A 20607-nucleotide genomic window follows, 5' to 3' on the forward strand; every position below is an offset into this window, starting at 1 on the left:
TTTTTGATTATAACCCTAATGCTTTTTTCACGCCTGCGCCGTATGCCGGGTCGCATTTGGTGCAGTTGTCGATGTGGCGCTGTTTGATGAAATCAGGTGCATCGCCCATGGCACGTGCGGTGTTGTCGAATAACACTTGTTGTTGTTCAGGTGTCATCAAACGGAACAGTTCACGTGGTTGGCTGAAGTAATCGCTGTCATCTTCACGATAATCCCAGAAATCCGCATCACCAGTGATTTTCAATGGTGGTTCTTTATATTGCGGCTGTTCTTGCCATTGACTGAAGCTGTTTGGCTCATAGTGCGGTAAGCTGCCGTAGTTGCCATCAACACGACCATAGCCGTCACGGTGGTTACTGTGCACTGGGCAACGGGCTTTGTTGACCGGGATTTGGTGGAAATTCACCCCTAAGCGATAACGTTGTGCGTCAGCATAGTTGAACAGACGTGCTTGCAGCATGCGGTCTGGTGATACGCTGATACCCGGAACTAAATTGCTTGGTGCAAAAGCGGATTGTTCCACATCCAAGAAGAAGTTTTCCGGATTGCGGTTCAGTTCGAACTCGCCCACTTCGATTAACGGATAATCTTTGTGTGGCCACACTTTGGTTAAATCGAACGGATGATAAGACACTTTTTCCGCATCGGTTTCTGGCATGATTTGTACGAACAGGGTCCATTTCGGGAAATCGCCGCGTTCAATCGCTTCATACAGATCTTTTTGGTGGCTTTCACGATCTTTACCGATAATCGCTTCAGATTCGGCATCGGTCAGGTTTTTGATACCTTGTTGTGTTCTAAAGTGGAATTTCACCCAGTGACGCTCGTTATTGGCGTTGATGAAGCTGTAGGTGTGCGAACCAAAACCGTGCATATGACGGTAGCTTGCTGGAATACCACGGTCACTCATCACGATGGTGACTTGGTGTAATGCTTCTGGTAACAAGGTCCAGAAATCCCAGTTGTAAGTGGCAGAACGCATGTTCGTGCGTGGATCACGTTTAACCGCTTTGTTCAAATCTGGGAATTTGCGTGGATCGCGCAAGAAGAAGACAGGGGTGTTGTTACCAACTAAATCCCAGTTACCTTCTTCGGTGTAGAATTTCAAGGCAAAACCACGAATATCACGCTCAGCATCAGCTGCACCGCGCTCACCGGCAACCGTGGTGAAACGAGCAAACATCTCGGTTTTTTTACCGATTTCGCTAAAAATTTTAGCGCGAGTATATTGGGTGATGTCGTGAGTAACGGTGAACGTACCGAACGCACCGGAACCTTTGGCGTGCATGCGGCGCTCAGGAATGACTTCACGTACAAAATTGGCTAATTTTTCGTTTAACCACAAATCTTGTGCCAACAACGGACCACGTGGACCGGCTGTCATGCTGTTTTGGTTGTCAACCACTGGCGCACCGCCATTAGTGGTTAGATGGCTGTGTGCATAAGGGCATTTTTGATCGTCTTGACTCATTGTGTATATCCTTTTAAGTAAACGTTGGTAGGATTAAGTAGTACAGCAGCGCACTTTAGCAGTACGATTACCCAGTATATTAGCAAGAAAGAACAAAATAATCTTATATGGATTTGATAGTGCGGAGCTATTGTTTGATTTAGATCAATTTGCAAAACCTAACAAAAATGAGAGCTATTACTGTTTTAATTTTGAACAAATCGCAAAGTGCGGTCAATCGGTATAACTAAACCGCACTTTGCATAGCATTTCACGCAAAGTTATGCATTCAGCCATTGTTGCACCAATTCATCAGTAATTTCTCTGCGTGACCACATACTGCCAAATTCCGGCTCAGGGAACTTACTGTGGTTATAGGCGATTAATTTAACAAAATCAAAGGCGGCGTGCGGATAGTCATTGATGAGCAACAGCGCAAAGCAACCGTCTTCTGACCAGCAAATTTGCAGTTTGCGCGCCATCTCTTTTTCGTTGATGGCACTGGTATTATAAATATGCAGCGCATCGACAATCGGCATGGTTGTTTGGCGAGTGTCGAGGGCATAAAAATAACCGGTTTCGCCGTCATCTTCAAACATTACCGAAAGATAGTCATGTTGGGTCGAGGGTGAACCCAATTGAGTCGCTTGTCCGATAATCAGTTGATCTTCTAGGGTTAGATAGAACATAGGTATTCCTAAATATCGCAGGTTTTGATCGTAAAAAAGGTTGTCTGAATTGCTTCAAACAACCTTTTCTTCATTCAGCTAAGGCAAGAATTATGCTTGACCTTTCACTTCTTTCAAACCGTTGAATGGGGCTTTCGCACCTAACGCTTCTTCGATACGGATCAATTGGTTGTATTTAGCAACACGGTCAGAACGGCTCATGGAACCGGTTTTGATTTGACCTGCTGCCGTACCCACTGCTAAATCCGCAATAGTTGCATCTTCGGTTTCGCCTGAACGGTGAGAGATCACTGCAGTGTAACCGGCATCTTTCGCCATTTTGATCGCAGCCAAAGTCTCGGTCAAAGAACCGATTTGGTTGAATTTGATCAAAATAGAGTTCGCGATACCTTTGTCGATCCCTTCTTTCAGAATTTTGGTGTTGGTTACGAACAGGTCGTCACCGACTAATTGCACGCGGTCGCCCAATACTTTAGTTTGGTAAGCGAAGCCTTCCCAGTCAGATTCGTCTTGGCCGTCTTCGATAGAAACAATCGGATACTCTTTAGTCAACTGCTCTAAGTAGTGAGTGAACTCTTGAGAAGTGAAGGTTTTGCCTTCGCCTTTCATTTCGTAGTTGCCGGTTTCTTTGTTGTAGAACTCGGAAGAGGCGCAGTCCATTGCCAGAGTCACATCTTTACCTAGCACATAGCCGGCTTTTTCGACCGCTTCTTTGATACAAGCCAGTGCGTCAGCGTTAGACGCTAAGTTAGGCGCGAAACCACCTTCGTCACCCACTGCTGTGTTCAAACCTTTGCCTTTCAATACTTTAGCCAAGTTGTGGAACACTTCTGCACCGATACGCAATGCTTCACGCAGGGTTTTGGCACCGACCGGCTGAATCATGAACTCTTGGATATCAACGTTGTTGTCGGCGTGCTCACCACCGTTGATGATGTTCATCATTGGTAATGGCATAGAGTAAACGCCCGGAGTACCGTTTAATTCAGCGATGTGAGCGTACAGTGGAAGACCTTTTGAGGCAGCCGCTGCTTTCGCATTCGCCAGAGAAACCGCCAGAATCGCATTGGCACCGAATTTAGATTTGTTTTCCGTGCCGTCCAAGTCGATCATGATTTGGTCGATTTCTGCTTGGTTGGTGGCATCTTTGCCGACAACTGCTGCGGCAATCGGTCCGTTTACTGCTTCAACCGCTTTCAGCACGCCTTTACCCAAGAAACGGGTTTTGTCGCCGTCACGCAGTTCCAACGCTTCGCGAGAACCGGTAGAAGCACCAGATGGCGCAGCTGCCAAACCGACGAAACCACCTTCCAAATGCACTTCAGCTTCAACGGTTGGGTTTCCGCGAGAATCGATAATTTCACGACCAATTACTTTAACAATTTTTGCCATTGTATTTTCCTCTTGTGATTAAATTAAAATCAGTATTAAAAATCTGTGCTATATACTAAAGCGATTTAATTTATTTGTCTTGTAAAAAGTGCAGGAATGTTGTTTCCTGCACTGAATTATTTTTTTATTTTAACAAATACATTACTTTTTCTGATGTTCTTTCGCAGCTTTAACAAATCCGCTAAATAACGGGTGTCCGTCACGCGGGGTTGAGGTGAATTCCGGGTGGAACTGTGCCGCGACAAACCAAGGGTGAGTTGGGATTTCGATGATTTCTACCAGCTTTTTATCCGCCGACAAACCGCTGACTTTCAGACCGGCGGCTTCGATTTGCGGTAATAAATTGTTGTTTACTTCATAGCGGTGACGGTGGCGTTCCTCAATGGTTGCTGCGCCGTAGATTTCACGCGCTTGAGTGCCGTCGATCAAATGGCATTGTTGAGCGCCCAGACGCATGGTGCCGCCGAGATCTGACGTTTCGGTACGAGTTTCCAGTTTGCCTTCGGCATCTTGCCATTCAGTAATCAAACCGACTACCGGATATGGGCTATTTTTATCAAATTCAGTCGAATTTGCGCCGATTAAGCCGGTAACATTGCGCGCATATTCGATCAAGGCAACCTGCATTCCCAAGCAAATACCCAAATACGGAATGTTGTTCTCACGGGCGTATTGTGCAGTCATGATTTTGCCTTCGACACCACGGTAACCGAAGCCACCCGGCACTAGGATCCCGTCTAAGCCTTTCAGCAGATCGGTGCCTTTTGATTCCACGTCTTGCGAATCAATATATTTGATGTTAACTGTTAAACGGTTGCTGAGCCCAGCGTGTTTCAGCGCTTCATTTACCGATTTGTAAGCATCTGGAAGTTCGATATATTTACCGACCATACCAATTGTGACATCGCCGTTGCTTGGATTGCTTTCACGATACAGCACTTGTTCCCATTCGCTTAAATCCGCTTCTGGGCAGTCAAAATGGAAGCGTTGACAGATGTATTGATCTAAACCCTGTGATTTCAGCATTGCCGGAATCTGGTAAATCGAACTGACGTCTTTTAATGACACCACTGCTTTTTCCGGCACGTTACAGAACAATGCGATTTTGGCGCGTTCGTTTGCCGGAATGCTGCGATCGGAACGGCAAATCAGAATATCCGGTTGAATGCCGATAGACAGCAGCTCTTTGACCGAATGTTGAGTCGGTTTGGTTTTCAGCTCGCCAGCGGCGGCAATGTACGGAACCAACGTCAAGTGCATAAATAGCGTGCGCTCACGCCCGACCTGTACTGCCAATTGACGCAAGGCCTCCAAAAATGGTAGCGACTCTATATCGCCCACCGTGCCGCCGACTTCGACAATCGCCACATCATGATCGGCTGCACCGTCAATCACGCGCGCTTTAATCTCATTGGTAATATGCGGAATCACTTGAATGGTGGCGCCCAAATAGTCGCCACGTCGCTCTTTGCGCAACACTTCGGAGTAAATTTTACCGGTGGTGAAGTTATTGCGTTTGGTCATTTTGGTGCGGATAAAGCGCTCGTAATGCCCTAAATCCAGATCGGTTTCGGCGCCGTCTTGAGTCACAAACACTTCACCGTGTTGAATTGGGCTCATGGTGCCGGGGTCAACGTTGATGTAGGGATCCAGCTTCATCATGGTCACGTTCAGACCACGCGCTTCTAAAATTGCCGCAAGTGATGCCGCAGCAATACCTTTACCGAGGGAAGATACCACACCGCCCGTCACAAAAATATAATTGGTCGCCATTTGAAATCCAGTTTGTATATGAAATGATGATGGAAAGAATAAAAAATCTTATCAGGACGGGAGAATAGTTTATATTAAAGTGTGGTTGAACTCAATTATTGATTATGCAATTTGCAAAAAAGCCCTGCAAAGCACTCGGCTTGCAGGGCTTGAATAACGGGTTAAAAGTATGCTCGGATTAAATCACGATTACACCGGTTTGAATCCAAACATCGTTTGAGGTTTCAGCGCCGGCATTGCTGTGATGCCATACATCGTATGTGATACCATCAGCAACTTGCTGTGTACCTGATTTACTCCAACTGCCATTATCATCTAGTTTAGCTTTATCTGCGCCGTCACTGTTCCAGTTATTAGCGCCCAAATCTACTTTATTGGCAGTGCCGCCTTGAATATGCAATGGACCTTCATTGGTCGTATCGCGTAATAAGTCATTGTAACGAATATCGACTGTAGCATTATTTTGCAATACTATTTTCTCAAAGCCGATAAATCCGCCTTGTGAACTTCCGGATTGGGTCGAGATCAAGTGATAGAAGTTGCCTCCGGCTTGAGATGACGTCAGAACAATGGTGTCAAAACCGGCACCGCCGTCGATAATACCGTCAGGATCTCGGCCACCTAACGTCACAATATCGTCACCTGCACCCATTTTAATCGATGCCATTCCCGCTCCGGTACCGATATCACCAGTGACAGTCAATTGGTCGTTGCCTGAACCGAAGATAACACTTGAGCCATTATTCACATAGCCGACTTTCATAATATTATTTCCGTCGCCCATATCAACAGTTGTGCCATTATCTTGCAGCCCATTATTGCCTGTTACTTCTAAATAATCATCGCCGTTCCCCATGGATACTTTGGCGCCTTCTCGGATGCCGATAGCCCAGCCTTGTGTTTGTAGATTGTTGCCGACAACAATGCGGTCATCACCGTCACCAGTGTTAATAATAGCACCTTGGCGAATTTGCGAGCCGACTAAGAAGGTGTCGTTTCCTGTACCTAAATCAACGGTTCGGACATAACCGGAGGAGTTACCCACACTACCGTAAAGCTGTACAAAGTCGTCACCACCCGCAGTGTAAAGCCCTTGTTTCGGATCATTTTGATTACCGCCAATATCTGGATAATCAACATTTAATTTTCCGGTTTCTGTCCAGCCGATATAGATTTTATCGTTTTCATCTGAGGTCATGTTATTACCGCTGTTAGTGCCATCATCATTGACCCCTTGTGTTGGGCTTAAATAGCGGTCTAGACGTAAGACGCCAATAACATTATTTACTTTAAACGTGACATCCATTTCAGCTGATTTCTCACCACGTGGATCGATAGCAATCACTTTATAGCCGGTAAAACCATTATCAGGGTGCCCTACTGCTTCATAATCGTTATATGGCGTAGTTGCTGCTGCACTGCTCACAGATTCTAATGCCCCACCTTGCGCAGTTAGGCGGAAATTGCTCCCATCAATGGCATAAGCTCCATCGGCACTGGTGGTGCTGGTTGTACCGTCTGAATTGACGAAGTAGTATTTTAACCCGCTTACGTCAACACTGTCCGCATCCGTTGCAGTGACGGTTCCTAAAGAATCACTTGATAGCGCATTTTCAAAGTAATTAACTATCAGCGTTTGTGGTAACACTGGTGCATTGTTATCGAGTAGTGTAAAAGTGAAATCCGCGGAATCAGAGACATTGCCTGCAGCATCTTTTGCTTGGATTCCGTAAATAAAGCTGTTTTTACCGGTTTCATAGTCGTTGGTTTCTGCATTAGTAATACCTGCAGCTGTGATAGTTACGTTACCGTTATTGTCTACTTTAAAGAAGCCATCCGCACTAGTATCGTTACCGGTTTCAGTAAATTGGTAACTAACTACACCGACATCATCTGCAGCAGTTGTAATTTTACCGACAACACCATTTAGACTCGCAGTTGTACTAGATAGATTTTGATTTTCCATATATTCAAAGGTTTCTGATGAAATTGTCGGTTTTTGTTCATCGGCAACATCTTTGACGGTAATAGTTATATTGGTGTTGTCAGATACATTGCCCATCTCATCCGTAGCATTGACTACAAGTGTAAAGCTATTCGGTGTCGTCTCAAAATCATTTGAAGCGGCAGTTGCTGAGGCACCTACAGCAGTTAAGCTGATAGCGCCGGTTTGAGGATTGATCTCAAAATAACCGCTCTCATTTCCTGAAACAATACGGTATTGAGCAATTGTACTACCGGTTGTATCAGTAACTGTCCCGATTGCATAATCGGTTTCTCGATTTTCATCATACTCAAAGGCAGTGCTGGTTAATATTGGTTTAGCACTATTAACAGTTACGGCGTCTAAATTAGCCTTGTTTTCATTGCCTGCGTCGTCTGTACTAGTAATAGTAATATTACTATATTCACCATCCGGAAGAATATATTTACCGTCGCCATTTGGTGTGATCTCGACTGTATCACCATTAGTTTTTGTTGCTTTTACAACTGTTGTTGCTGTCGGGTCTGCTGTAATAGTCAATGTACCGTCATTAGTTTTTCCGTCACTATCATTTTCACCACTATCATTGGCTAATTTGATGGTTGGTTGAATTGGTGCAATAGTATCAACCGTAATACTGACGCTGTTATTTGCTTCTTCGCCATCGGCATTTTGGTTGCCTGCCACATCACTGAATTTACCGCTGGCGATACTCACTGTTGCGGTGACTTCTGTGTTTGCTGTCGGAGTGAAAAGTGCGGTATAAGTTAATTCCCCTGTTTTTTGGAAATTTGACAAACTGCCGCCGTTAGAAACAATTACATCATCTAAAATAAAGTCGGTGCTGGCTTCACTGAGTGTGAAGGTTAAGGTTGCAGTCGTGGTACTGTTGACCGTTGTGATATCAGAAGTAATTGCAATTGTTGGTAAAGTGCTATCAATAGTGACTTTATCGTTACCAGGAGTACCCGCAGTCCAACCTGGATCAGCCAATGCGCCATCTGCTAACTTAGCTTTGATTTCAAATGTTCCATTGCTTGGCAGGACAAGATCGGAAAAGGTGTGGCTACCTTTGGTAATATCCGCATCTGTTAAAGTGTGAGTAGCTAGTTCGGTTGTACCGTCTGCTGCATACAAGGTCAGAATATCGCCTGCTTTAGCTGCACTGAAGCCTTCTCCATCTTCTGTTGGAATGCTCACTGTAACAGTTGTTTTGGAATTGATATTTGTACTTTCAGCCGCATTGATGTAGCCGTCATTATTGGTGTCAGCATCAATTTGTGGTATTGGTGTACCCGGTGGTAACAAGTTCAGTACAGCTTTGGCTTCAGTTGCCTCTACACTGTTGCCTGCCGGGTCAGTGATGCTGGCATTAACGACTAATTCACCGTCTTCGGCTGGAAGTGGTAATTGAACAGTTACTCCTTTAGCATCAATATCTGCTTGGGTTACAATTACAGTACGTGTATTACCCGCATTATCTGTAACTGTTACAGTATCACCAACAGCAACATTAGTAGGGGTTGTAAAGTTTACTTTTACCGGAACAGTGGTGTTTGTTCCTAACTCTGTTGGCGTAATTTCACTGCTAGTATTACTTGGTAAGGTTACGCTGATAGCAGATAGTTTAGTATCAATTGTGGCGGTCACAGCTGGCGCATTACCGCTGGTATTACCGGCTGCATCAGTCAAGTTATAGCTTAAGCTATGACTTCCGTCATCTAGTGGTGTGGTTGGTGTTAAGGTCACACTACCATCAGCATTAGTGACAACTGTGCTAGGTACTACTTTACCATCAACAACTAACTGTGGGGTTCCTTGATCAGCTTGATCTTTTGGAATTGTAATGCTTGGTGTGCTGTCATTAGTGGTGCCATTATTAATAACGGTTTCCGATGGTTCTAAAGGAGCACCACTGGCATCAACATTATCCGTTACTGTTGCCGCAGTCGTTGGTGTTGTTGGTGCGGTGGTATCAACAGCGATAGTAATCGGATCGCTCTTCTCACTTTCGGCACCATCAGCATTAGTTAAGCTGTAGCTCAGGTGGTTTTCGCCTTCAGGCAATGGTGAATTTGGTGTCAGTGTACCGGTTGTTGCATCATAAGTTGCTGGAATTTCTTCACCGTTTGAATTATAGAGTTTCGGTGTAGTACCTTCTGGCACAATACCGATATTGATACCCGGAGTGGTGTCATCGGTAGTTGCTGCAGTGCTAGTATTATTGGTGACTGAACCGACATCATCTTTATAAGATGTTGGTGCTCCAGGTTTCGCTGGAGCGGCAGTATCAACAGTAATGGCAATCGGATCGCTTTGCTCACTGGTGTTACCCACAGTATCTGTTAGTGTGTAAGTGATATTATGAGCACCATCTTCCAATGCTGTTTTTGGCGTTAGGGTTGTCGTGCCGTCTGCATTCACAGTTACTTCTGCTTCCACTTTTTCACCATCAACATATAGTGTTGGTGTTGTTCCTGCTGGAACTGTGCCGATATTGATACCTGGTGTGCTATCATCAGTTTTTTCTGCAGTACTGACATCATTTTTTACCAAACCTGCATCATCTTTATAAGAAGATGGTGTAGCAGGTTTAGCCGGTGCGGTAGTGTCAACGTTAATCGTGATTGGATCACTCTTCTCACTTTCATTTCCAGCGGCGTCTGTTAGGGTATAACTTAATTTATTTTCTCCCTCAGACAACGGTGAATTTGGTGTCAATGTACCGGTTTCTGGGTTATATGTTGCCGGAATTTCTTTGCCGTCTGCATCGTATAATTTTGGTGTATCGGTTAGATTTTTGCCGATATTAATCCCCGGAGTGGTGTCATCGGTTGTTGTTGCACTGCTGGTTTCGCTTTGCTGTGTACCGACATTGTCTTGATAAGATGTTGGTGCAGCAGGTTTAGCCGGTGCGGCGGTGTCAACGGTGATTGCAATCGGATCACTAACCGCACTTTCATTGCCTGCTGCATCAGTCAGGCTGTAAGCTAAATTATGAGCTCCGTCAGTCAAGGCTGTTTTCGGTGTTAAAGTCGTTGTGCCATCGTCATTAACCGTTATCTCAGCTTCTACTGCGACGCCATCAACGTACAATTTTGGTGTTGTTCCTTCTGGAATTTCACCAATATTAATTCCCGGTGTAGTATCATCTGTTGCTGCTGCAGTGCTGGTATCATTTTTGATAGAGCCTAAATCATCTTTATAAGACGTCGGTGCTGCTGGTTTTTCCGGCGCTTGGGTGTCTACAGTGAAAGTCGTTGCTGGTGCAGCATCACTTTGATTGCCGGCTTTATCTTGTAGCAGATAACTAACACTGTGTTGTCCATCGCTTAACGGCTCTTTTGGTGTTAAGACGGTATTACCTTCAGCATCTTGGGTTGCGACAGCATCAACAGCAACACCATCAACGACTAATTTTAAGCTGTTACCATCAGTGGCTGCTGCGTCAGCGATAGCTTTCGGGATAACCAAACTAGGGGTGCTATCATTACTGTGGTTATTGCTCGTTGCTGTAATTTTCTGTTCATTACCCTCAGTTAATGGGGTGCCGTTTAGGGTATCAACGTTATCCAAGAGAGTGCCCGCTGACGTTGGGGTTGCTGGCGGTGTTAAATCAGGCGCATTGACAGCAGCTGGCTTACTGGTGTTGCCTGCATTATCTGTTGCGGTTGCAGTTAAAGCTTGCCCATCAGTTTGTGGTTTACTCAGAGGAATGCTATAAGTACCATCAGCTTTAGTAGTTGCTGTGCCTAACACATTACCATCTTTATCTTTAATGGTTACAGTGCTGTTTGGTTCTGCGGTACCACTAACGGTTGCGCCGTCTTGGCTAATAAAGGCGTTTGGTTGCTCAGGCGCAGTACTGTCGGGAGCGGTTGTCGTAGCAGCCGGACTGGTGTTGCCTGATGCATCAGTTGCAGTTGCAGTAACTTTTTCACTGTTAGTTAAGGCAGGGTTAAGTGGAATACTATATTTCCCGTCTTTGTCTGCGATCGTAGTTCCAATTTCTTTGCCTGTTTCATCTTTAATGCTAACAGTACTACCCGGTTCTGCACTACCGCTGGCAGTTGTGCCGTCTTGATTGATCGCGACTGCCGGTGTGGCTGGTGCAGAGCTGTCATTGGCAATGAAAGGGGTTTCAGGGCTAACATTGTTGCTAGCGTCGGTGGATGTTGCAGTCAAAGGCTGTCCGTTAGTTTGCGCTGCATTCAATGGAACGCTGTAATTGCCATTCTTATCCGTAACGGCTGTTCCTAGTATATTACCGGTAGCATCTTTAATCGTGACTGTGCTGTTTGGCTCAGCTTTACCGGTTACGGTTAAACCATCTGCCGAAATTGCAGTTACCGTTGGCGCAGCTGGAGCGGTGGTATCAAGTGCGGTTGCACTGGTTGGCTCACTAATATTGCCTGCTTTATCGGTTGCTGTGGCTTGTAATGTTTCACCGTTAGTTTGATTAGGGAATAGTGGCGCAGTATAGTTTCCGTCCTTATCTGCTGTTGCTTCACCAATTTTATTACCTTGTGCATCACGAATGATTACCTTGCTGTTTGGTTCGGCGGTGCCACTTGCAGTTGTGCCATCGCTACTAATTGCAAGCGTTGGAGCAGTTGGTACGCTGGTATCCGGTGCAGTAACATCAGTCGGTAAACTTGCATTACCTGCTGCATCAGTTGCAGTTGCAGTTAGTACTTGTCCGTTAGTTTGTGGTGTTGTTAATAGGACGTTATAGTTACCGTCAACATCAGCAATAGCGGTTCCTAATACGTTACCGGTTGCATCTTTGATCGTGACAGTGCTGTTTGGCTCTGCTTTTCCACTCACAGTTGTGCCGTCATTGGAAATTGTAGCCTGCGGTGCAGCCGGCGCGGTTGTATCTTTAGTATGGATTGCAGAGTTCTTGCTGCTATTGCCACTTTGATCGCTAGCATTTGCCCAAATATCATCACCAGATAAATAAGGACCATTTTTCAGAGTAACCGGACCATAGTTTCCGTCGTTATCAGCAATAGCAGTACCGATTTCATTGCCGTCTTTATCATAAATTTTAACCGTACTACCTGGCTCAGCTTTACCGATAACAGCCGTGCCATCGTCAGAAATTTCACCGGTAGGCATATCCGGAGCAGTTAAATCAGGTGCTTTGGCATTGCTGCTTGGACTCGTGTTACCGGACGTATCAGTGGCGGTTACGCTAACTGTTTGCCCATTGGTTTGTGGGTTGGTCAGATTAATACTAAAATTACCGCCAGCGTCAGTTTTTCCAGTACCAATAATATTGCCTTTTTCATCTTTGACGGTGATATTACTATTTGGCTCGGCTTGACCGGTTACGGTTGCACCATCTTCTGGAGAAACCATAACATTAGTTGGGTTATTTGGAGAGGTAGTATCTGGTGCATTTGCAGCTGCAGGCGAACTACTATTATTGTTTGTATCACTGGCAGTAGCAGTGATCTCTTCGCCATTACTAAATGGCTTATCTGTGGTATAGCTATATTCTCCGTTTGCATTCGTAATAACAGTTGCAATGGTCTTACCATCGCTATCTTTTAAGGTAATCGTGCTACCTGGTTCTGCTTTACCGCGAATAGTTTGAGTATTGTCTGTTGGGTTAATATCAGAAACTATAATTGAAGGTGCTGCTGGTGCAGTGATATCTGGTGCTGAGGCACTGGCTTCACCACTAGTATTACCTGCGACATCAGTTGCGGTTGCAGTAATTGTTTGTCCATTAGTCTGTGGATTAGTTAATACGACACTATACTCTCCGTTAGTATCAGCTTTTGCTATTCCGATAATATTACCGACTTGATCTTTAATAGTCACAGTGCTATTTGGTTCGGCTTTACCAGTTACAACTTTTCCATCTTGACTTACTTCGGCTGTCGGACTATTTGGTGCTGTGGTATCAGCTGCGTTGACCACGCTTGGTTTGCTACTATTGCCTGCGGCATCTTTTGCGACGACGTGTACAGTTTCTCCGTTAGTCAGAGCGGGGTTTAATGAAATGATGTAGTTACCTTCTGCATCAGCAGTAGTGCTAGGGGTACTACCATCGGGTAGCATGGCAATTACGGTAGCATTGGCCTCGGTTTTACCGTTCAATTGTGTTCCTGCTTGATTGATGGCAGCAGTAGGTTGATCTGGTGCAATAGTGTCTTGATTATTTTCATGATTTCCACTTCTTCCGTTGCTACTGGAAGAGGCTGCGCTAATTGCACCGAGTAAGCCGGCGGTAAATGCACCGACCCATAACCATATACCGGCTTTGCTTGCTTCTAATGTACCAATTTGTCCTGCTAATAAATGCTCCAATACAGGACCATCTTGAGTAATGGTCACTTGTCCTATTTCTGTAATGTTTGCACCAGTAGTGTCTAAAACTGCATAACATTGTTGCTCACCCGGTAGACAATGTTGCCAAAAACCCTCGATATGAACTTCGATATCTGCTTCAGCGCTTCTTAAAACTAAATCATCACCTTGTCGTGAAACCTCTAAATCTTTTGGTGACATACCGGTTTCAGGATCAATTAAATTATAAACCTCCCCCGGACGGGCTGTCGTTTTATAACGCGCATGCGTTGTCAGTGTCGTTTGTTGCGCCAATTTATTTTCGATAAAAGATAAGTTCATATCAGATTTCCTTGTGTGAGTAGAGTTATTCGTTTGGGTTATTTAATAAAAGTAAGTAAACGTGGGGAAAGAAATTTTTTATTTAATGCTGCGTACTGATAGTTTATTGCCGAAGAACCAGCAATTCATATCTACAGTGGTTTATTTTTAGTCGTTTTTATTTGATTTACATCAACAAAATGCTGTTTATGGTTAAATTTTAAACCGTAAATTTTGATTTAGAGTCAAATCTTAATGTAAAAGTTTACTTTATCAAGTATTAATCACAGCTTTGCATATGTTTTACATTTTACTAACCTAAATTTACTATTTGAAAATAAAAAACGCATTTATTTTGCTGCTTGCGTTTTAAAGAAAAATCCGTATCATCACCGCTCTTTTATGATTTAATCGCAATATTTGGGTTCCCTCGCCCCCAACATAAACAAAAAGGTAGTGATATGTTTTCCACTTCTGCGTTGTTTAACACGCAACAAAAACGCCATGCGTTAATTATCTTGAGTTTTTTCCATATTCTGATCATCACTGCCAGCAACTATTTGGTGCAGTACGCCTTTGAAGTGCGGTTGCCGTTCAGTGATTTTAGTTTTCATACCACTTGGGGCACGTTAACCTTCCCATTTATTTTCTTGGCGACCGATCTCACGGTGCGGGTATTTGGTGCCAAAGAAGCGCGCCAGATTATTTTTGTGGTGATGATTCCGGCGTTGATCATCAGCTATCTGGTGTCCACCTTATTTGTTGATCAGCAATTTCAAGGGCTGACCGCACTTGGTGAGTTCAATCTGTTTGTTTTCCGGATTGCGATCGCCAGCTTTGCCGCTTATGTGTTCGGGCAGTTATTAGATGTGTTAGTCTTCAATCGCTTACGCCAATTAAAAACCTGGTGGATTGCACCTAGTTGCTCGATGACTTTCGGCAGTGCTTGCGATACCTTAATGTTTTTTGCGATTGCATTTTACCAAAGCAGCGATCCGTTTATGGCGGAAAACTGGTTTGCGCTTGGCGTGGTAGACTACCTGTTCAAAATGTTTGTCGGCTTACTATTCTTCGTCCCGGCTTACGGCGTAGCGCTAAATATTATTTTGAAAAAACTACGCCAACTTGCTGATGTGCATGAATCACACTTTAATTAGTGTCTATAGTTCAAATTATAAACAAACATCAACAGACCCTAATATTTATTGTACAAATGCCGCTATTGAATTTTTTAATAGCGACTTTTGGTATTGATTTGTATAACGTTGTCGCCAAGATTTGTCGTTAAAAATAGAGGGGTTTTTGCCCCTCTAATCTGTTGATTTAATACCCAAGTGCGGTCTAATTGGCAATTCCCTTATGTCTTAATAACGCATCCAGTTGCGGTTCGCGGCCACGGAAGCGTTTGAACAGTTCCATTGGTTCTTCTGAGCCGCCGCGGGTGAGGATGTGATCCAAAAAGGCTTGTCCGGTTTGCGGATTGAAAATACCTTGTTCTTCAAATAACGAAAACGCATCGGCAGACAGTACTTCTGCCCATAAATAGCTGTAGTAACCAGCGGAATACCCGCCGCCGAAAATATGGTTGAACGAATGTGGGGTGCGAACCCAGTCGATAATTTTGAACAATGAAACTTGTTGCTTCACTTGTAGCAAGGTTTCCAGCACGCGTACGCCGAGTTTCGGATCATATTCGTAGTGTAGGCGGAAATCGAAAAGGCTGAATTCCAGTTGACGTAAAACGAACATCGCGGCTTGGTAATTTTTGGCGGCAAGTAGCTGAGTTAGTTTCTCGTTTGGCAGTGGTTCATTGGTTTGATAATGGCCGGAAATAAAATCCAACGCCTCTTTTTCCCAGCACCAGTTTTCCATAAACTGACTTGGCAGTTCGACCGCATCCCACGGCACGCCGTTGATGCCGGAGACTCCGTCAACATCGATCAGCGTCAGCATATGGTGAATGCCATGTCCGAATTCGTGGAACAGTGTGGTGACTTCGTCGTGGGTAAACAGCGCTGGTTTGTCGCCAATCGGTTTGTTGAAATTGCACACCAGATAGGCAACCGGTTTTTGGATTTCGCCGTTAACAAGGCGTTTGCGCCCGATGCAGGCGTCCATCCATGCGCCGCCACGTTTGTGCGGACGGGCGTATAGATCGAGATAGAAACTGCCGCGCAGTTGGTTACTGCTGTCATACAGCTCAAAAAACCGCACTTCGTCATTCCAGACATCCACATCAAACCGCTCTTTTACCGTGATCCCGAAAATGCGTTTTACCACTTCAAACAAGCCGTTCAACACGCGATTTTCCGGGAAATACGGGCGTAGTTCTTCGTCATTGATCGCAAATAGATGCTGTTTCTGTTTTTCGCTATAGAAGGCGATATCCCAAGGCTCTAGCTCGTTGACGCCGAACTCTTGGGCGGTGTAGGCTTTCAGTTCGGCTAGTTCTTTTTCCCCTTGCGGCTTGGCGCGAGTTGCCAGATTTTGTAGAAAATCCAATACTTGCTGCGGGCTTTCCGCCATTTTGGTGGCTAGCGAGTAGTCGGCATAAGTGGCAAAGCCGAGCAATTGTGCCAATTCAAAACGGAGTTGCAGCATTTCGTCGATTAAGGCGCTGTTATCCCAAGTGCCAGCGTTTGGTCCTTGGTCGGAAGCGCGCGTGTTAAAGGCTCGATACATCTCTTCGCGCAAAGTGCGGTTTTCGCAGTAGGTCATCACCGGTAAATAACTTGGAAATTCCAAGGTGAAACGGTAGCCGTCCAGTTCTTTGCTTTGCGCAGACTCTTGCGCTGCTTGCAATGCGGATTCCGATAAACCTTGCAGTTCAGCTGCATCAGCAACCAGTTTGTCCCAGCCCATGGTGGCATCCAATACGTTATTGCTGAATTCTGAACTTAACTCGGACAGCCGTGCCACAATTTCGCCGTAGCGCTGCTGTTGTTCCGGCGCTAACGCAATCCCGGAAAGTTCGAAATCTTTCAGAGTATCGTTAATCGATTTTTGTTGTGCAATCGATAAGGTGGCAAATTCACTGCTGTTTTTCAGTTGCGAATAAGCAGCGAATAGCCCTTGATGCTGTCCGAGCCAAGTGCTGTATTCTGACAGCAACGGCAAGCAGGCTTGATAGGCTTCGCGCAGTTCTGGACTGTTTTTCACCGAATTCAAATGGCTGACCGGCGACCAAGTGCGTCCCAGTCGATCGCCGACTTCGCTTAGCGGCTGTACTAAGTTATCCCAGCTAAAGTGCGGTTGCTGCAATACTTTTTCGACGGTTTGGCGGGCTTGTTCGATCAACTGTTCAATCGCCGGCACCACGTGCTGTGGCTCAATTTTAGAAAAGTGCGGTAAACCGCTTTGGTTTAATAAAGGATTGGTCATCATTGTTCTCTTTGTTGTTTGTATAATCATTAAACTAAAGTGCGGTATGTTTTACCTGAATTCAAGCGAAGAATAAAGAAAAAGCGCGCAAAGTGCGGTAAACTGTTGCCAATTTATGATCAACAAGGACGGACTATGCTGAGCTATCGCCACAGCTTTCATGCCGGCAATCATGCCGACGTATTGAAACACATTGTATTACTGAGGATTATCCGTGCATTGCAACAAAAAGAGAAAGGCTTTTTCTATCTCGATACCCACGCCGGGGTCGGGCGTTATAGCTTGAACACTTACGAAGCAGAAAAAACGGCGGAATATCAGGACGGAGTTGCCCGTTTATGGCAGCGTGATGATCTGCCGCCAGAGGTTGCCGATTATTTGGCACAGGTGAAAAAACTGAATTATGGTGTACTGTTGAAGCACTATCCCGGTTCGCCGTTAATCGCTGCTAACTTGCTGCGAGCGCAAGATCGGGCGCTGTTTACCGAACTGCATCCGAGTGATTTTCCGCTGTTGCGTAATAATTTTAAGACCGTTGAGAATGTCACTTGTAAAAGGGATAACGGCTACCAACAACTGAAAGCGGTGCTACCACCAAAAGAGCGACGTGGCTTGGTGCTGATCGATCCGCCTTATGAGTTAAAAGAGGATTACGATTTAGTGGTGCAGGCGATTGAGGAAGGTTATAAACGATTTGCTACCGGCACTTATGCGATTTGGTATCCGGTAGTGTTGCGTCAGCATGTTAAACGGATTGTGCGTGGTTTGGAACAGAGCGGCATTCGCAAAATCTTACAGATCGAATTGGCGCTGCGTCCCGATTCGGATCAGCGTGGTATGACTGCCAGCGGCATGATTGTGATTAATCCGCCGTGGACGTTGGAAGGCGAAATGAAAGCAATTTTGCCGTATTTAAGCAAAACGTTAGTACCGGAAAATACCGGTTCATGGAAAGTGGAATGGATCACGCCAGAATAAGCAGTAAATGTGCAAATATTGAGCCAAAGTGCGGTTGCGACTGGGAGATTGCTGGCAGCAATTAAAATAATCAGTTTTATTGAATGGCTTTTTGCTCCTTTTTTCGGCAGAATCAGCACAATTTTATAAATAAATCAGCTAAGGACAAGAGTATGACAAGCAAACATTATGATTATATCGCTATCGGCGGTGGCAGCGGCGGCATTGCCTCGATTAATCGTGCCGCCAGTTATGGCAAAAAGTGTGCGCTGATCGAAGCAAAATATTTGGGTGGAACCTGCGTCAACGTCGGCTGTGTACCAAAAAAAGTGATGTGGTACGGTGCTCAGATCGCAGAAGCGATCAATTTGTATGCGGCGGATTACGGTTTTGATGTGAAGCTGAACAGCTTTAATTTTTCCACCTTGGTGGCAAACCGCCAAGCGTATATCGAGCGCATTCACCAGTCGTATGAGCGGGGATTGAATAACAATAAAGTTGATGTCATTCATGGTTTTGCCAAATTCGTCAATCACAATACGGTTGAAGTGAACGGCGAGCAGATTAGCGCCGATCATATCGTGATCGCCACCGGCGGGCGTCCGTCGATGCCGAACATCAAAGGTGCGGAATACGGCATTAATTCCGACGGCGTATTTGCCTTAAATGCCTTACCAAAACGGGTCGCCGTGGTCGGTGCCGGTTATATTGCGATTGAATTGGCTGGCGTGTTGCACAGCTTGGGGGTGGAAACCCACCTGTTTGTGCGCCAACACGCCCCGTTGCGTAATTTTGATCCGCTGATTGTGGAAACCTTGTTGGAAGTCTTAAGCAGCGAAGGTCCAACCTTGCATACTCATGCGATTCCACAGGCGATTGTGAAAAATGCCGATGGCAGTTTAACGGTGAAACTGGAAGATGGACGTGAACAAACCGTGGATACGCTGGTGTGGGCAATCGGTCGCGAACCGGCAACTGACAACCTGAATTTAGCAGCAGCAGGCGTTGAGACTAATGCCAAAGGCTATATTCCGGTGGATAAGTTCCAAAATACCAATGTCAAAGGTATTTATGCGGTTGGTGACAACACCGGTGCAGTGGAACTGACACCGGTTGCGGTGGCGGCAGGACGTCGTTTGTCGGAACGTCTGTTTAACCATAAACCGAATGAACATTTGAATTATAATTTGATTCCGACGGTGGTGTTCAGCCACCCGCCAATCGGCACAATCGGTTTGACCGAACCGCAAGCGATCGAACAATATGGTGAAGCCAACGTGAAAGTGTATAAATCCTCGTTTACTGCGATGTATACCGCCGTGACTCAGCACCGTCAACCATGCCGTATGAAATTGGTCTGCGCCGGACCGGATGAAAAAATCGTCGGCTTGCACGGCATCGGTTTTGGTGTGGACGAAATGATCCAAGGCTTCGCCGTAGCGATAAAAATGGGTGCGACCAAAGCCGACTTCGATAACACCGTCGCGATTCATCCGACCGGCTCGGAAGAGTTTGTGACCATGCGTTAAGACTTAAGATATTAAGCATTAAACGCAGAACGAAAAGGGCAGATCATATTCTGCCCTTTTTAGTGATGACTTGCTATTATGACAGCTCCGCCACGGTAAAACGTTGCTGTAAATGGCGTTGCTGCTCCACATCATCGGCGATGGCGCAGGCTAGATCTGCCACGCTGATATCTGCTGGGGCGCCTTGAGCATCAAGCAGCACATCATCTTTACCAACGCGATATTTTCCTGTGCGTTCAAAGCGAACCGGATTTACCGCAAACATAGCCGCCGGCGAGAGAAACGCCCAGTTAAGATCGCGTCGTGCTTTTAAATTGTTGAGCAATTCACGTGCGGCATTTGCGCCCGGATAGACCTCTGCTGGAAAGTCCGAACTGTCAACCAATTGCAGATTCGGTGCGATATTTAGGCTGCCTGCACCACCGATAACCAACAAATACCGCACTTTTGCAGTTTTAGCGGCTTCAACAATGCTGTTAGCGCCTTTTTTGAAATCGGCGGCCAGATTCGGATTGTCCCAACCTGGGTTAAATGCACTGACCACGGCATCAAATCCGATCAATTTTTCAGCAAAATCATCAGCATTCACGTCGGTGGCAATCGCTTGAATATTATCCGCTTTTGCTACTTTATCGCTATGGCGTGCGAAAGCGCTAACTTGATGTCCACGGGCGGCTAATTCTAAAACGGTTGCATTACCGACTAAGCCGGTTGCACCAATCACAGCAATTTTCATCCTGTTTTCCTTTTGTTTGTAAGTGAAATGTTAATCCATACCAAATTGATTCGGTATGTTGGTTTGTATTGATGGCGGTTAGTGTAGATCGATAT

10 protein-coding genes are annotated in these 20607 nt (G+C 45.4%); 3 read left to right on the plus strand and 7 right to left on the minus strand.

What is annotated here, in order from left to right:
- Positions 1-7: 7 nt before the first annotated feature.
- The 5 genes from FHQ23_RS02165 to FHQ23_RS02185 form a co-directional block, all read right to left on the minus strand.
- Positions 8-1471: a catalase gene (locus FHQ23_RS02165; protein ID WP_139612847.1), complete on the minus strand. Its 1464-nt coding sequence runs from the start codon at positions 1469-1471 to the stop codon at positions 8-10.
- A gap of 260 nt (positions 1472-1731) precedes the next feature.
- Positions 1732-2139: a DUF2251 domain-containing protein gene (locus tag FHQ23_RS02170; protein WP_139612848.1), complete on the minus strand. Its 408-nt coding sequence runs from the start codon at positions 2137-2139 to the stop codon at positions 1732-1734.
- A gap of 90 nt (positions 2140-2229) precedes the next feature.
- On the minus strand, positions 2230-3531 hold the full coding sequence (gene eno / locus FHQ23_RS02175) for a phosphopyruvate hydratase (protein ID WP_139612849.1): 1302 nt from the start codon (positions 3529-3531) through the stop codon (positions 2230-2232).
- Positions 3532-3672: 141 nt separating this feature from the next.
- Positions 3673-5304, minus strand: a complete 1632-nt coding sequence (gene pyrG, locus FHQ23_RS02180; RefSeq protein WP_139612850.1) for a CTP synthase — start codon at positions 5302-5304, stop codon at positions 3673-3675.
- A gap of 178 nt (positions 5305-5482) precedes the next feature.
- Positions 5483-13930, minus strand: coding sequence for an Ig-like domain-containing protein (locus FHQ23_RS02185; protein WP_139612851.1), 8448 nt, complete (start codon positions 13928-13930; stop codon positions 5483-5485).
- Positions 13931-14370: 440 nt separating this feature from the next.
- Between FHQ23_RS02185 and FHQ23_RS02190 the strand changes: the two genes are divergently transcribed.
- The gene (locus tag FHQ23_RS02190) at positions 14371-15066 is read left to right on the plus strand and encodes a 7-cyano-7-deazaguanine/7-aminomethyl-7-deazaguanine transporter (RefSeq protein WP_139612852.1); all 696 of its coding nucleotides are present in this window, start codon (positions 14371-14373) and stop codon (positions 15064-15066) included.
- A gap of 184 nt (positions 15067-15250) precedes the next feature.
- On the opposite strand, the gene prlC is transcribed toward FHQ23_RS02190, so the two are convergent.
- Positions 15251-17290: an oligopeptidase A gene (gene prlC / locus FHQ23_RS02195; protein WP_139612872.1), complete on the minus strand. Its 2040-nt coding sequence runs from the start codon at positions 17288-17290 to the stop codon at positions 15251-15253.
- Positions 17291-17425: 135 nt separating this feature from the next.
- Here prlC and FHQ23_RS02200 point away from each other — a divergent pair, with 135 nt between their 5' ends.
- Both FHQ23_RS02200 and gorA read left to right on the plus strand, forming a co-directional pair.
- Positions 17426-18268 carry a 23S rRNA (adenine(2030)-N(6))-methyltransferase RlmJ gene (locus tag FHQ23_RS02200; protein WP_139612853.1) on the plus strand — a complete coding sequence of 281 codons (843 nt, stop codon included), beginning with the start codon at positions 17426-17428 and terminating at the stop codon, positions 18266-18268.
- Between the two features lie 152 nt (positions 18269-18420).
- Positions 18421-19776, plus strand: coding sequence for a glutathione-disulfide reductase (gene gorA / locus FHQ23_RS02205; protein WP_139612854.1), 1356 nt, complete (start codon positions 18421-18423; stop codon positions 19774-19776).
- 76 nt (positions 19777-19852) lie between these two features.
- Here gorA and FHQ23_RS02210 read toward each other — a convergent pair whose 3' ends face one another.
- Entirely contained in the window at positions 19853-20512 is a 660-nt protein-coding gene (locus FHQ23_RS02210; RefSeq protein WP_139612855.1) for an NAD(P)-dependent oxidoreductase, read from the minus strand.
- Between the last annotated feature and the right edge of the window lie 95 nt (positions 20513-20607).

Source organism: Testudinibacter crocodili (assembly GCF_006228025.1).
Classification (GTDB): domain Bacteria; phylum Pseudomonadota; class Gammaproteobacteria; order Enterobacterales; family Pasteurellaceae; genus Chelonobacter.